The sequence below is a fragment of the Amycolatopsis sp. NPDC059657 genome (assembly GCF_042734395.1).
GTDB lineage: Bacteria > Actinomycetota > Actinomycetes > Mycobacteriales > Pseudonocardiaceae > Amycolatopsis.
On the sequence record NZ_JBHWEB010000031.1, the window covers coordinates 25804 to 39445 of the forward strand.

Annotated in this window: 10 protein-coding genes; 4 read left to right on the plus strand and 6 right to left on the minus strand. The window is 70.2% G+C overall.

Annotation, left to right across the window (positions count from 1 at the left end; all coding sequences use genetic code 11):
• Positions 1 to 68 precede the first annotated feature (68 nt).
• Together ACFV15_RS18740 and ACFV15_RS18745 are read left to right on the plus strand one after the other, a co-directional pair.
• The gene (locus ACFV15_RS18740) at positions 69 to 1862 is read left to right on the plus strand and encodes a dynamin family protein (protein WP_378351732.1); all 1794 of its coding nucleotides are present in this window, start codon (positions 69 to 71) and stop codon (positions 1860 to 1862) included.
• Positions 1859 to 2992 carry a hypothetical protein gene (locus ACFV15_RS18745; RefSeq protein ID WP_378351733.1) on the plus strand — a complete coding sequence of 378 codons (1134 nt, stop codon included), beginning with the start codon at positions 1859 to 1861 and terminating at the stop codon, positions 2990 to 2992. Before ACFV15_RS18740 ends, ACFV15_RS18745 begins: the two co-directional genes overlap by 4 nt.
• A gap of 26 nt (positions 2993 to 3018) precedes the next feature.
• Here ACFV15_RS18745 and ACFV15_RS18750 read toward each other — a convergent pair whose 3' ends face one another.
• The 4 genes from ACFV15_RS18750 to ACFV15_RS18765 all read right to left on the minus strand — a co-directional run bounded on the left by ACFV15_RS18750 (position 3019) and on the right by ACFV15_RS18765 (position 8807).
• Entirely contained in the window at positions 3019 to 3411 is a 393-nt protein-coding gene (locus ACFV15_RS18750) for a hypothetical protein (RefSeq protein WP_378351734.1), read from the minus strand.
• 50 nt (positions 3412 to 3461) lie between these two features.
• Positions 3462 to 4130 carry an acVLRF1 family peptidyl-tRNA hydrolase gene (locus tag ACFV15_RS18755; RefSeq protein ID WP_378351777.1) on the minus strand — a complete coding sequence of 223 codons (669 nt, stop codon included), beginning with the start codon at positions 4128 to 4130 and terminating at the stop codon, positions 3462 to 3464.
• A 13-nt stretch (positions 4131 to 4143) separates the two neighbouring features.
• Positions 4144 to 7008 carry a S8 family serine peptidase gene (locus ACFV15_RS18760; protein WP_378351735.1) on the minus strand — a complete coding sequence of 955 codons (2865 nt, stop codon included), beginning with the start codon at positions 7006 to 7008 and terminating at the stop codon, positions 4144 to 4146.
• 239 nt (positions 7009 to 7247) lie between these two features.
• Positions 7248 to 8807 (minus strand): deoxyguanosinetriphosphate triphosphohydrolase family protein, encoded by a 1560-nt coding sequence (locus tag ACFV15_RS18765; protein ID WP_378351736.1) that lies wholly within the window; start codon positions 8805 to 8807, stop codon positions 7248 to 7250.
• A gap of 42 nt (positions 8808 to 8849) precedes the next feature.
• Between ACFV15_RS18765 and ACFV15_RS18770 the strand changes: the two genes are divergently transcribed.
• Complete coding sequence (locus tag ACFV15_RS18770) at positions 8850 to 9947, plus strand: lycopene cyclase family protein (RefSeq protein ID WP_378351737.1); 1098 nt, start codon at positions 8850 to 8852, stop codon at positions 9945 to 9947.
• A 73-nt stretch (positions 9948 to 10020) separates the two neighbouring features.
• The gene (locus tag ACFV15_RS18775; protein ID WP_378351738.1) at positions 10021 to 11736 is read left to right on the plus strand and encodes an EAL domain-containing protein; all 1716 of its coding nucleotides are present in this window, start codon (positions 10021 to 10023) and stop codon (positions 11734 to 11736) included.
• Here ACFV15_RS18775 and ACFV15_RS18780 read toward each other — a convergent pair.
• Both ACFV15_RS18780 and ACFV15_RS18785 read right to left on the minus strand, forming a co-directional pair.
• Positions 11720 to 12376 (minus strand): response regulator, encoded by a 657-nt coding sequence (locus tag ACFV15_RS18780; protein ID WP_378351739.1) that lies wholly within the window; start codon positions 12374 to 12376, stop codon positions 11720 to 11722. The genes ACFV15_RS18775 and ACFV15_RS18780 overlap by 17 nt on opposite strands.
• Positions 12370 to 13587 carry a sensor histidine kinase gene (locus ACFV15_RS18785; RefSeq protein WP_378351740.1) on the minus strand — a complete coding sequence of 406 codons (1218 nt, stop codon included), beginning with the start codon at positions 13585 to 13587 and terminating at the stop codon, positions 12370 to 12372. Before ACFV15_RS18785 ends, ACFV15_RS18780 begins: the two co-directional genes overlap by 7 nt.
• Positions 13588 to 13642: the final 55 nt, after the last annotated feature.

Below are 13642 nucleotides of genomic sequence, written 5' to 3' on the forward strand. Positions count from 1 at the left end.
GGGTCCATCAACGGTGATGGACCCGCCCCGCTTCATTTACTGAGAGCAACAGGGCACACTGCTTGGCGATGAACGCACCAGCCTGGTTGCACCTAGTGGACGACACCATCCGCGTCTGCGCGGAGCATCGCCGCGCGGATCTGGCGCAAAGACTGCTGGACCGAAGAAGCGCGCTGCTCGACCCGAAGCTGCGCATCCTGGTCGTCGGCGGGCCGGGGCAAGGCAAGAGCCAGCTGATCAACGCGCTGGTCAACGCGCCCGTCTGCGCGGTCGGCGACGACATCACCACCCTCGCGCCCGCGATCGTCGAGCACGCGGCGCAGCCGGTGGCGACCATCGTGGTCGAGGAGACCCGCAAGGCCATCGAAGCCGGTGACACCGCCGGTGTGCCGGTCGAATCCGCGACGCGGCAAGCGAATCAGCAGGCAGCGAGCGCGCGCGGCGCCGTCGTGCGCACGCAGATCGGGCTGCCCAGGGAACTTCTGGCCGCCGGTCTCGTGCTCGTCGACACCCCCGCCGCCGCCGACTACACGCTGGCCGAGATCTGGCGTGCCGACGCGGTGCTGATGGTGACCGACTGCACGCACGACCTGACCGCGTACGAACTCGACCTGCTCACCAAGCTGGCGCAGCTGTGCCCGACGGTCGCGATCGCGTTGACGAAGATCGATCTGGTGCCGGGCTGGCGGGAAGTCGCGGAGCGTAACCGGACCAGGGTCGCGCGGGCCGGGCTTTCCGCCACGCTGATCCCGGTTTCCGCCGCGCTGCGGCTGGTCGCCGCGAAGACCGGCGACCGCGACCTCAACGCCGAATCCGGCTTCGGCGAGCTCGTCAAATGCCTGCACCAGGACTGGCTCGGCCAGTCGCAGCTGCTGACGCTGCGCTCGGCCGCCGCGCTGGCCGCGATCACCGTCGAGCAGGTCGCCGCGCCACTGCACGAGGAATACGCCGCGACACAGCAGCCGGAGACCGGCGACGCCGTCGCGCGCTGGCACGCCGCGGGCAAGCGGATGGAGGACCTCAACCGCGATTCCGCGCGCTGGCAGACCATGCTGACCGACGAGGTCTCGGATCTGTTGTCCGACCTCGAATTCGACCTGCGAGACCGGACCAGGCGGATCTTGCGCGAGGTCGACGAGTACTTCGACGCGGCGGACCCGATCCGCACCTGGGACGGGTTCGAGGAGTGGCTGCGCGGTCATCTCACCGAGGTCGCCGAGACCAACTTCGGCTGGCTGCTCGACCGGTTCGGCCACATCGCGGAGAAGATCGTCCGCCAGGTCGCGCCGGACCGGCCCGACCTGCTGCGTGACGCGCTGGACGTCGGCGATCTCGCCGACCAGGACCTGGGCCTGCGCATGCCGAGCGTGGAGAAGTTCGGCATCGGGCAGAAGCTGTTCGTCGGCATGCGCGGGTCCTACAGCGGCCTGCTGATGTTCGGCCTCGCGACGACGCTGGCCGGCTTCCCGCTGATCAACCCGATCTCACTCGGCGCGGGTGCCGCGTTCGGCGCGAAGAGCGTGTTCGAGGAGCGCGGACACCGGCTCAAACGCCGTCAGGCGAGCGCGAAGACGGCGGCGCAGCGTCACGTCGACGACTTCTTCCTTACCTATGGCAAGGAAAGCAAGGACACCGCGCGGATGTTGCACCGCGCGCTGCGTGACCGTTTCACGGCGTTCGCGGCGGCGCAGCGTGCCGAGATCAACGAGTCGGCGCGCGCGTTGAAGCAGGTGATCGACGAGGACGTCGCCAGGCGGACCAAGCGCGCCCAGGAGATCAAGGCGGGCATGGACGAGCTGGCCGCGTTGCGCAAGCGGGTGCGAGACATGGGCATGGTGCGGCCGCGGGGTCTCATCGCGTGACGGTCGCGGACAGGACGTGGGCGCTGCTCACCCAAGCGCTCGAGGTGTACCAGGAGAACCCGCGCGCGGTCGGCTGGCTGCAGACGCAATGCGCGCGCTTCGCGGAGCCGTTGCGGATCGCGGTGGCGGGCACGGAGGGAAGCGGTAAATCGACATTGGTGACCGCGCTCGTCGGCGCGCCGGTCACCTCGCCGATCGTCAGCTGGCCGAGCCGTGGGCTGGGCGACCTGATACTGGTCGACGAGCCGAGCCAGGACGCCGACGCGGTCCTGTTCCTGTTGCGGCACCCGGCGGACACGGTCCCGATGGACGGCGGCATGCACACGATCGCGGTCCTCTCGCACGCCGACGAACTCGGCGGCGGCCGCGTCGACGCCCTCATCTCGGCCCGCCAGATCGCGCGGCGGCGCCGTCGCGAACCGGAGATCGGCGAGGTCTGCGATCTGATCGCGGTCGCCGGTCTCGCCGCCGCCGCGGGCCGGATGGTCGACGAGGCCCAATTCGACGCGTTCGCGTTGCTGGCCGGTTGCAGCCGCGAAGACCTGGAGCCGTGGCTGCTCTCGGCCGACCGTTTCGTCCGCCCGGAATGCCCGGCCCCGGTGCAGCCCGAGGTACGTGCCGAGCTGGTGCACCGCTTTGGCTTGTTCGGTGTACGGCTCGCGATCACGTTGCTGCGTCAGGGCTGTGACACCGCGCCGAAGCTTTCCGCGCAGTTCCAGCAGCGCAGCGGATTGACCGAGCTGCGCGACGCGATCGGTCAGTGTTTCACCGAGCACGCCCCGGTTTTGAAGGCGCGGACGGCTTTGCTGGCGCTGGAAGCGTTGCTGCGCAGGGAACTTCAGCCGGGAGCGGGCGCTTTGGGGGTCGAGCTGGACCGGGTTCTGGCTGGCGCACACGAATTCCGCGCGCTGCGGGCATTGTCGTCTTTGCGCACCGGGCGGACGATTCTGACGCCTGAGCTCGCGGACGAGGCACGGCTCCTGCTGAGCGGCGCGCAAGTCACGCTGGACGCTTTGCCGCGCTGGAAGGAAATCGCCGAAGACTCGTTGCTGAGCTCGACTGATCGAGCGACGGCCAGGGTCGTGGTGCGCACCTGCGAGGAAGCGCTCGTGAGTGGTATGGCCGGTTAGAACCGGCCATACCACTCACAACCCACTCACGGGATGAACCACTCCTTCACGGCGGGGTTGCTGAGGCTGAACAGGATGCCGATCGCGATGCCGATGCCGATCAGGAGTGTGATGGCGCCGCCGCTGACCAAGCCGATCACGCCGGCGACCAAGGTGATGCCCTCGAGCGTCATGATCGTGGTGCGGACCCACGGCGCGTGACGCGAGATCATCACCGCGCACACGGCGAGCACCACCGCGATGATCAGCGAGATGATGCCGATCACCAGCGGCAACGCGGCGTCTTCGTCACCGTGGTCGAGTGCGTTCAGCGCGACCATCGTCACCAGTACACCGGCGAGGATGTTGGAAATCGCCTGGAACCACAGGAGAATCCGGACGTTCTTGAGCGGTCTGGGCATGATGGTCGCTTCGGTCATGCCGGACATTCTCCGGCGACCGGCCATCGCCGCTGACGGTATTTTCGACGTCAAGCGTCCTTGACCACGATGACGACACCCAGCACCCGCTCGGCCGCGTCGTCCAGCACGGTCCGCCGCGGCTCGGGGATGTCGAGCACCCGGGATTCGGCCCGCGCGAACAACTCCGCCAGCCGCCGGTCCTCGCGCAGCTCGTCCAAGGCCCGCCGATCGCCACCGAGAAACACACCGTCCATTTCGGACAGCCGGGGCACGAGCACCTCGAAGGCGTCATCGGCCGCGGCCCGCAGAGCCTGCCGCGCCTGGCCTTCCCGCCGTCGCGCGAACCGCTGCTGGGACCAGCCGCCCGCCGCCGACCGGCCGTGCACCTGATGCCGATCGGTCCGCGAGACGACGACCCGCCCGGAGCGCGCGAGCCCCAACGAGTGCCCGCCAAGCCGCACCAGCAGCAACCCGACTGTTCGCGGCACCGCGAGATGCTCGGCCAGCGCGTCCACGTGGAGCCCGTCGAAAACCCCGGAAACGGAAAGCGGGGGGAACGGGACGGCCACCTGGGCCGTTGTCCCGTTCCCCCCGCGCACGATCACTTCCGAGGCACGCGACTCCGTCGACACGACGCCGGAGTTGCGCTGAGCGAAGCGGGCGAACCAGCCGTCGAGCCTGTCCGGGGACACCTCGACGGCCAGTCCGCCACCTGCTACCTCACGTGCCTTCACCAGCTCACAGTACGTCCTACTGCGGCTTGACCGGTCCCGTGTGGACGCCGCCGGGACGCCCGGTGGCCGGACGCTGGGCAGCGCCCGCCTCCGTCGGTGTGACGAACCCGTTGACGTGCAAGGAAACCGAGCGGATGAACCCGGTGTCGCCGCCCGCGGCGTCGACCACGGCGAACGTCCAGGTGCCGTCGGCGACACCGACCAGGCCACTCAGTGGCTGGGTGCCCCGCCAGGTGCCGGTGAACGGGTTGTCACCCGCGGCCACCGAGCTGAACGGGCGCGCCGCGTCGTCGGCGAAGACGACCTTGCACAGGTTGTTGCCGCCGCCGCCGTTGCGCTGGAAGACCGTGGCCTTCTTGCCGGACGGCGAGGTCAGCGTGCCGACCAGGTCACCGAGGTACGAGTGGTTCAGGCCCACGGTCGTCGAGTTCTGGTCACTGCTGCACTCGGTGCCGTCGACCGACAGCGTCAGCTTCGACGCGCGGCCGACCCCGGCCACCGTGATCGGCACCGAGGCGCCGAGCGGGCTGTTGTCCGGGATCGCCACCGGCGCGCCCGCGTAGGCGAAGTCCTTCGCGACCGGCGACGGCTGGCCGACCGGGATCGAGAAGGTCTGCGTCGTCGGCGAAAGCGAGCCGGCGAAGGTCACCCGCGCGTTCAGCACCACCGGGTCGCCCAGCTGCTGCGTAGCGGGCACGGTGATGGTGAAGTCGTTGACACCGGTCTGTCCCGGGCTGATGGTGCCGTAGCTCTTCGAGCGCGGCGCCACCGTGACACCGGGGGTCGGGCTGGTCAGCACCACGCTGACCGACGAGGCGACGCCGTCACCGTCGTTGGTCACCGGCAGCGTCACCTTGGCCGAGTCGCCGGGGTCGAGGAACGCGCCACCGTCGGTCGGGGTGACCGTCGGCTTCGCCGCGATGGCCCGCGGCTGGGGGCTGGCGCCGGTGTACTGCAGCACCTTGTCGGCGAGGATGACGCCCGCGCCGGTCAGGTTGTCGACGCCGGGAGCCTCGATGTCGACCGCGGTGTTGATCAGCGCGCTGCGGACCTCCGCGGGCGGCAGGCCCGGGTTGCCCGAGAGCACGAGCGCCGCGATGGCCGCCGCGTGCGGGGCCGCCGCCGAGGTGCCGTAGAACGGGTTGAAGCCGCCGACGCTGGTGGACACGCCGTCCGCCGCCGCGATCTCGGGCTTCTGCCGCACCTCACCACCGGTCGCGCTGACGTTCCCAGGCGTGATCGGCGTGCCGTCGGCCTGGTAGAACACGCGGCGCGGGCCGTCGGAGCTGAACCGCTCGGCCTTGCTGCCCGCACCGTAGGCGGCAGGGTAGGGACCGGCCGGGTTGGCCGGGTCGCCCGGCTCGAGCGCACGCGGGAACGCCTTCGCCGCGGGCACCGCGGCGACGCTGAAGGCGGCACGCGCGGCCGAGTGACCGAGGGTCATGCCGGGGGTGGCGTACGCCTTGAGGCCGTCGGCCGAGTCCTTGAACCGGCCACGCAGCGCGGAAAGCGACAGGTAGCGGTTCTCGCCGGAGAACTTCACGATCGCCAGGCGCAGCCCGGCGCCGCCGGCGGTGTTGACCCGTTCGTACGGGTCCTCGGTGCCGGTCTGGTTGTTCTGGCTGAAGCTGACGACGTTGCCGGCCGAGTTGATCAGGTACAGGTCGTAGTCGTTGCTCGAGTGACCCAGCGGGTCGGACCAGTGCAGGGTCACCGGGACGCCGGAGCCGGAGGCGTCGGAGAGGGGTTCGTAGATCTGCAGCCCGGTGCCCGGCGCGAAGTTGTGCGCGGTGCCCGCGTACTTGCCGATCGGCTTGCCCGAGTCGTTGAAGTCGCCTTCCCAGTGACCCGAGGTGCCGTTCGCGACACTGCCCTCGTTACCGGCCGAGGAGAAGTACAGCGCGCCGGCCGCGGTCACGTCGTTGACGGCCTGGGCGATGATCCAGTCCTGGAACGGGGATTCCTTGAAGTACAGGACATCGTCCACGATGATGTCGCAGTGCGCGTCGAAGCGCAGCTTGCGGATGTTGTCCGCGAAGCTGGCGTCGGAGTTGAACGCGGTCGCGAAACCGAGCGCCGCGTTGGGTGCGAGATCGTGGATGATCTCCAGCATCGCGGTGCCTTCGTCGCCCGAGCCCTCCTGGCCGGGGATGACGTCGACATTGGCGGGGAGTTCGCCCTTCGCCTGCGAGGCGGCGAGCGAGTTGACACCGTCGGACAGCGCGCAGACCTTCACGCCGATGCCGGAGATGCCGAACTGCTGGCGGGCGAGGTCGGCGTTGTGCGCCCGGTCGCCCTCGCTGGTGATGACCGCGGCGGCGTCGGCACTGGTGCGCGCCGACTTGGCGGCGGTGGCCTTGGCGATCTCGGCGGTCAGCCGCTTCGAAAGGTCTTCCTTGGACTCCGGAACGCTGCCGGGGTTCGCCTGGTTCGGGCCACCGGGGTTGGCGAGCTGTGAGGCGGTCATCGCACCGTCAGCGACCTCGACCCGGCGGACGTCACTCCGCTGGCTGATCTGCGTCACCGCGTCGAGTGAGAGCTCGGCACGGATGCTGCCGGCCTTTTCGGACACCGCGCGGACGCCGGCGCCGAGCTTGACCAGAGTGTCGAGCAGGTCCTGCGACACCTTGTCGACCCTGATGTCGACGAGCGTGGTGCCGGCTGGAGAGAGTTCGGCCCCAGACTGAAGCTGCGGCACCGCCTGTGCGGACAGCGCGTGCTTCTGGATCTTCTGCTGGACCAGCAGCTTGCTGTCCACTTTGGACTCGGCCGCGGTCAGGCTCTTCTTCATCGCTTGCAGCGCACCGATTTGCTGCGCGGTGTTCTCCGCGATCGCGTCGGGTGCGATGACCGTCTCCGCCGACGCGGTCACGGGTGTCACTAGCCCCAGTGCGGCGATCAACGCCGCGGCCCCGGCCGCATAGGCCGTGGATCTTCCCCTAATCGTACGACTTGGACGCACGTACGCCTCCGGTTCTCCAGGCGCGTGCCCCGACTCACGCTCACTGATGCCGATGGTTACCGACTGGATCAACCTAGGTACACGGCGTTCACGGTGGCAGCACCCGTTAGAGTGACACCCACTCAGTGGGAGGAACGTTTTTTACGGGATTAGCCCGTTCAGAGCACGAAAGAGTCCGACCAAGGCTGGGAAGCCCGCCCTGACAACGCATCCAGCAGCGTGACCGCCTGCTTGTCGGTCAACGAAGCCACGAAGTCGACCACGGCGCGGCCACGCGCGAGCCCGCGCACGGCGTCGACGCCGTCCACCCGGTCACCGGTCGCGCCGACCAGCAACTCCGGCGCGGTACGGGCGAGTTCGCGGTATTCGCCATGCGCGAGTTCCACCAGGTCGTGCAACCGGCGCGGGAGCCGGTAAACCTCGTCGCGGTCACCGAGCCACGCTTCGAGCGCGTCGACCAGAGTGGACACCAGCGCCGCCTGCCCGCGTTGGTGCAGCGCGAGATCGGGGCGCAGCAGCACGAACCGGCGATGCACGAATTTCAGCACCTGAACCTCGTGCCATTGCGCGGTGTTCAACGTGACATGCCCCGACCGCGGTGGCGGCGAAGCGATCAGCGAAACGCCTTCGACGAGCCTGGAGGTCCACCGCGCGGAAAACGCGGCCGTCGCTTGTTCGGCCTCGAGCGAACCGTCGAAAGCGCTGCCGAGCAGGCCTTCCACCAACGCTTCGCGGACACGCGCCACCGATGCGCCGAACGCGTCGTCATCGACGATCCACGAGTCCTTCGCGTGCAGACGGCGGCGCAGCCGCTCGAGCGAGTACCCGGGGCGGCGGCTCCGTCCGGACACCGTCGCATCGTCCAATCGGGACAGTTCGCTGCGATGTTCGGCCCACTCGCCGAGCTCCGCGGCCACCGTCGCGTGCTGCAGAACGCCGATGCGGTGGAAGTCCTGCAGGTCGTGGATGGCGTAGGCGATGTCGTCGGCGGTGTCCATCACGGACGCTTCGACCGTCTGCTGCCAGTACTCGACCCTGGCCGCGAACGGCGCGCGCGCCTGCGCGAAGTCGTCGAGTTCGGTCACATAGGCGGAGAACTTGCTCGAGCCGGTGCCCGGTGCGTCGCCCGGCTCGGCCGCGCCGCGCGGCGGAACCTCCATCGTGGACGGATGCGGCACCGGCACGTGCAGCCGCGCCCACGGGTACTTCAGCACCGCGGCGCGCACGGCGGCGGTCAGGTCGAGCCCGGCGGCCGACGGGCCGCGCACATCGGTGGTGGTGATGATGCGGAACGTCTGCGCGTTGCCCTCGAAGCCGTCGGCGAGCCCGAACCGGTTGCGCGCGATGCGGTCCAGCGTCCGTTCGCCCAGATGCCCGAACGGCGGATGCCCGAGATCGTGCGCGAGCGAGGCGGCCTCGACGACGTCGGGATCGAGCCCGCCCAGCTTCTGCGCCAGGTCCGCGTCCGGCGAGCCGTTGATCCGCTCCGCGATGGCGCGCGCGACCTGGGCGACCTTGATGCTGTGCGTCAGCCGGTTGTGCAGCAGGCCGGAACCGCCGGCGCTGACCACCTGGGTCACCCCGCCGAGCCTGGCGAAGAACGGCGAGACGGCGATGCGGTCCCGGTCCGCGCGGGACGGGCTGCCCGCCAGGTCGGCGAACCCGGCGGTCTCACCGCCGGGGTCGCGCCGATGATCACGCGGGTCGAGTGCGGCCATGCGCATCACCGTATCCCCCGCGGGCATGATTCGATCGACGACGTGCCTGATGTCGTGATCGCCGGAGCGGGACCCGCGGGCTGGGCGCTGGCGTCGGCCTGCGCCCGGCTGGGCCTGGCCACCACCCTCGTCGACCCCGAGCCTCTTAGGCCTTGGCAAGCCACCTACGGGCTGTGGGCCGACGAGTTCCCGGACATCCCCGCGGCCGCGTCGCCGTCGGTCACCCTGGCACACGGGACCACCGAACACCGGCTCGATCGGCGCTATCTGGTGGTGGACAACACCGCACTTCGTGAATCGCTCACCGACTCGCGAGTGGATGTCCGGATCGGACACGTCACGGGCGCGGCCGTCGGACCGCACGGGGCGACGGTGACGATGCGCGAAGGCGGGCCGATCGCGGCCGCGGTGGCGGTCGACGCGACCAGCCATCGCCGCGCGCTCTCCGGCGGCCCGGTCCGCTGCACCGAGCAGACCGCGTACGGCGTGAAACTGACCGCCGAAGAGGCGTCCCGGCTGGTCCCCGAGGACACCGCGGTCTTCATGGACTGGGGCTCGGACGGCACCTTTCTCTACGCGCTCCCACTCGGCGACGGGCGCGTCCTCGTCGAGGAGACCTGCCTCGCACGTCGCCCGGGACTGCCGATCGAGGTGCTCGCCGGACGGTTGCACGCCCGTCTGGCCGCGGCCGGGATCGCCGTGCCCGACGCCACCGAACGCGTGCGCATCCCGCTGGACCTGCCGCGCCCGCGCGGTCTCGCGTTCGGCGTCGCCGCCGGGCTCGTGCACCCGGCGACCGGGTACAGCCTGGCCACCTCGCTCCGGCTCGCGCCGGTCGTCGCGGCCGCGCTCGCCGGCGGGCTCGGCGTGAATCCGGCGACCGCCGTGCGGGCGGCGCGCGACGCGATCTGGTCACCGCGCGCCCGGGCGGTGCACGCGCTGCGCGGCTATTGCCTGCGAGCACTGCTCAGGATGCCGCCGGAGCGTCTCGCCGGGTTCTTCGAACTGTTCTTCCGGCTGCCGATCGAGAGCCAGTGGGCGTTCACTTCCGGTCGCGAAGATCTCACCGGTACCGCCGGAATGATGACGGAACTTTTCCGGACGGCCCCCTGGGCGGTCCGGCGGCAGCTGATCGGGTGAACGCCGGTGCCAACGAAATGAACATCAGCCGACTTTGATTTCCCTTTCGCCGGGAACCGGCGACCATCGAACCGTGGGTATCGCCGCGAGTGTCCTCGAGAACACGGTCCGGTTCACCTTCCAGCCGCTGTACAGCCTGCACTCCGGTGGCGTCGTCGCGCTGGAAGCGCTGGCCCGCCCGGACAAGGGGACGGCGCGTGGCCTGCTGTCCACCGCGAGCCGCGAAGGCAGGCTCACCGAGACCGACATCGCGCTGGCCGCCGAGGCGGTCAAGCAGGAAGCCGAGCAGCACACGCTCCTGCCGTTGCACATCAACCTGACCGCGCCCTCGCTCGCCGCGCCCAAGCACGAATTCGAGCCGCTCCTGGACGCGCTGCTCACCGCGGGCAGGCGCACCCGTGAGGTGGTGCTCGAGATCGGGCCGCCGTTCTCCTACCTCAGGGGCGACAAAGCGCTCGCGGGCATGCAGCGGCTCAGCGAACTCGGCTTCCGGCTCGCTCTCGACGGCCTCGGCCAGGGCGACCTCCCGCTCGGCCTGCTCTCCACCGCCCCGGTCGACCTGCTGAAACTCGACCGCAGCGTGCTGCGCAGGCTGCCGGACGACCCGTCGGCCATCGCCGTGGTCGAGGCGCTGCTGCACTTCACCTCCCGCACGCACACCCGGCTCGTCGCCACCGGCATCGAGACCGAGGAACAGCTCGATGCCGTGGGCAAGCTCGGCGTGCGCATCGCGCAGGGCCACCTCTTCGCGCCTGCCGGTCCCGAACTCGAACTCGCCGGCCTGACCGGCTCCGCCATGCCGGAGCCCGACCAGCGGCTCGCGCCGGGCCCGCACACCGCTCCCCGCGTCCGCGACTTCCTGCGCCCGGCGAGCACGCTGCCGTCGACGGCGACCTGCGAGGACGTGCGCGCGGTGCTGGCGGTGGCCGACGGGCCGTCCGGCATCGTCGGCGTCGACGAGCACTACCGTCCACAATGGTCGATCAACCGCACGCGTTTCCTTTTGGCGGTCACAGGTCCGTACGGCCACGCGTTGCACGCCAAGCGCGGCGCGGAGCGTCTTGCCGACGCGCCGCACACCATCCACGCCGAGGCGAGCGCGCTGGAGTTCCTGGAACTGGTGACCGACGCGGACTGGAGCCGCACCGGCGACGACGTGATCGTGGTCGACGACACCGGCCGCTGCCTCGGTGTCGTGCTGGTGACCGAGGTCGTGCGCGGCGTCGCCGAGGTCAAGGTCGAGGAGGCCGCCGCGCTGAGCCCGCTCACCCGGCTGCCGGGCAGTGACACGGTGGCCCGCGACGTCGACCGCCGCATCGCCCAGTACGAGCCGTTCGTGGCGGCCTGGCTCGACGTCGACTCGTTCAAGACGGTCAACGACACCATGGGTTTCGCGGCCGGTGACGACCTGATCCGCGCGCTCGGCCGGACGCTCACCGAGCTGGCTTCCCGGATGCGCCGGATGACCGTCAGCCATGTCGGCGGCGACGATTTCCTGGTCGCCTGCGATGTCGACGAGATCGGCACCGTGGCAGGCACGCTGCTGGACACCCCGTGGTCGGCGGAGGGCATGCCGGTGACGGTGTCGCTGGCGACGCTGGTCTGCGGCAGCCGCACGATCGGTTCGTACCGTGAGGTGTCCCGGTTGCTCGCGCCGCTGAAGAAGCGCGCGAAGGCGGTGCCGGGGTCGAGCTGGGTGCTGGGCAGGCCGGGTGCCGAGCGCATCGAGGTCCTGCGCGGGATCGGCAAGCAGCGCGACCGGTCGAGCTCCCTCATTCGGCAGGCTTGACGAACCCCGACTCGTAGGCCTTGATCACGGCCTGCGTGCGATCACGCGCGCCGAGTTTCGCGAGCACGTTGCCGACATGGGTTTTGACCGTTTGCACGCCAAGGAAAAGCGTGCTGGCGATTTCCCCATTGGACAGTCCACTCGCGACCAGCCGCAGCACTTCCTGTTCGCGTTCGGTGAGGTTCGCGCGGACCAGCCGGTCACCGGTGGCCTGCCCGTTGCGCGCGGCGAGGCGCCGGATCGCGGCGGGGAACAGCAGCGACTCCCCCGCGTGCACGGTCCGGATGGCGCCGACGATCTCCTCGCCCCGCGCGCGTTTGAGCACGAACCCGCTCGCGCCGACCCGCAGCGCGTCGTAGACGTAGTCGTCGTTCTCGAAGGTGGTCACCACGATCACCTTCGGCGGCTTTTCGGTGGCGGACATCAGATGCGCGGTCGCGGTGATGCCGTCCACATCGGCCATCCGCACGTCCATCAGCACCACGTCCGGTCGCAGTTTCGCCACCAGGCCGGGCACTTCGGCGCCGTCGGCCGCCTCGCCGAGCACCGCCAGGTCCGGCTCGGAGTCGATGATCGCCCGCAGCCCGGCCCTGATCAGCTGCTCGTCGTCGACCAGCAGCACCCCGATCGTGCTCACCATGCCAGCCTCACCCGCACCTCCCAGCGATCGCCCGCACGTCCGGCCGTGAACTCCCCGCGCAGCACGTCGACCCGTTCGGCGAGCCCTCGCAGCCCACGTCCGCCGGACCGCCGCGCGCCGGGCTCGGCCGCGCCCAGCGGGTTGCCGACAGCGATCTCCAGCCGCCCGGCCGCGGCGTCGACGACCAGCCCGACCGGGACCTTACCGGCGTGCCGCAGCACGTTGGTCAGGCATTCCTGCACGATCCGGTACGCCTCCCTCGACACCACCGGCGGCACCGCGGTGAGGTCACCACGAAGATCGGCTTCGACGTCCAGCCCGGCGAGTCCGGTGGCCTGCAGCAACGAGGGCAACTCGGCGAGCCCGGCCTGCGGCGTCCGCGTCTGCCTCGCTTCCTCCCGCAGCAGCCCGAGCACGTGATCGAGATCGTCGAGCGCGGACCTGGCCGAGTCCTCGATCGCTTCCAGTGCCTTCTCGGTGAACTCGAGATCGGAGCGCAGTGTGCGCCGCGCGGCGCCTGCCTGGATGGTGACCACGCTCAGCGCGTGCCCGACGGAATCGTGCAGCTCACGCGCGAGCCGGTTGCGCTCGGCGAGCTGCCCGGCGCGGCGTTCCAGCTGCGCGATCCGCTCGGCGGCGGTCACGTCGAACAGCAGCCGCGCGGCCTTGGCGAGCGTGCCGCCCGCGGCCCACACGAGGTAGATCAGCGCGATGAGCGACAGGAAGAGCAGGGCGGGCAACCAGGTGCCCGGCCATCCTTTTTGGACTTTGGGCGTGTCTGGCCCGGTACCGATCGACAGCTCGCCGGTGAACAGTCCCGCGACGGAAAACGCCAGCAGCACAGGCAAAGTGAGACTGAGCAGGCTGACCAAGCCACCGACGAGCACATGCGCCATGAACATCGCCGCCATGCGCACCCGGCCGGTGTCCTTGCCGAAGGTCGCGTCCGGCACCGGATCGTCGAGCAGTTCCCGGATCGCGGCGCCTTCGAGCACCCGCACGGCGGGGATCAGCGAGGACCCGGCCATCACCACGAGCGCGAGCCCGCCCCCGAGCGGCAGCGCGTACCCGAAACTCGTGGCGATCGGCAGCAGTGTGGGCGCCAGCACCGACGCGAACAGCAGATACGGCACCAGCAACGCACCGCCGAGGATGAAGTACACCCACCGGCGATACGTCGCCCGGTCGAGCACCGGCCCCAGTATCCGCACGCCGTGATCGTCCCAGACGCGCGATCCAGGCGCCTCACTCCCAGGAGGGAGCTAC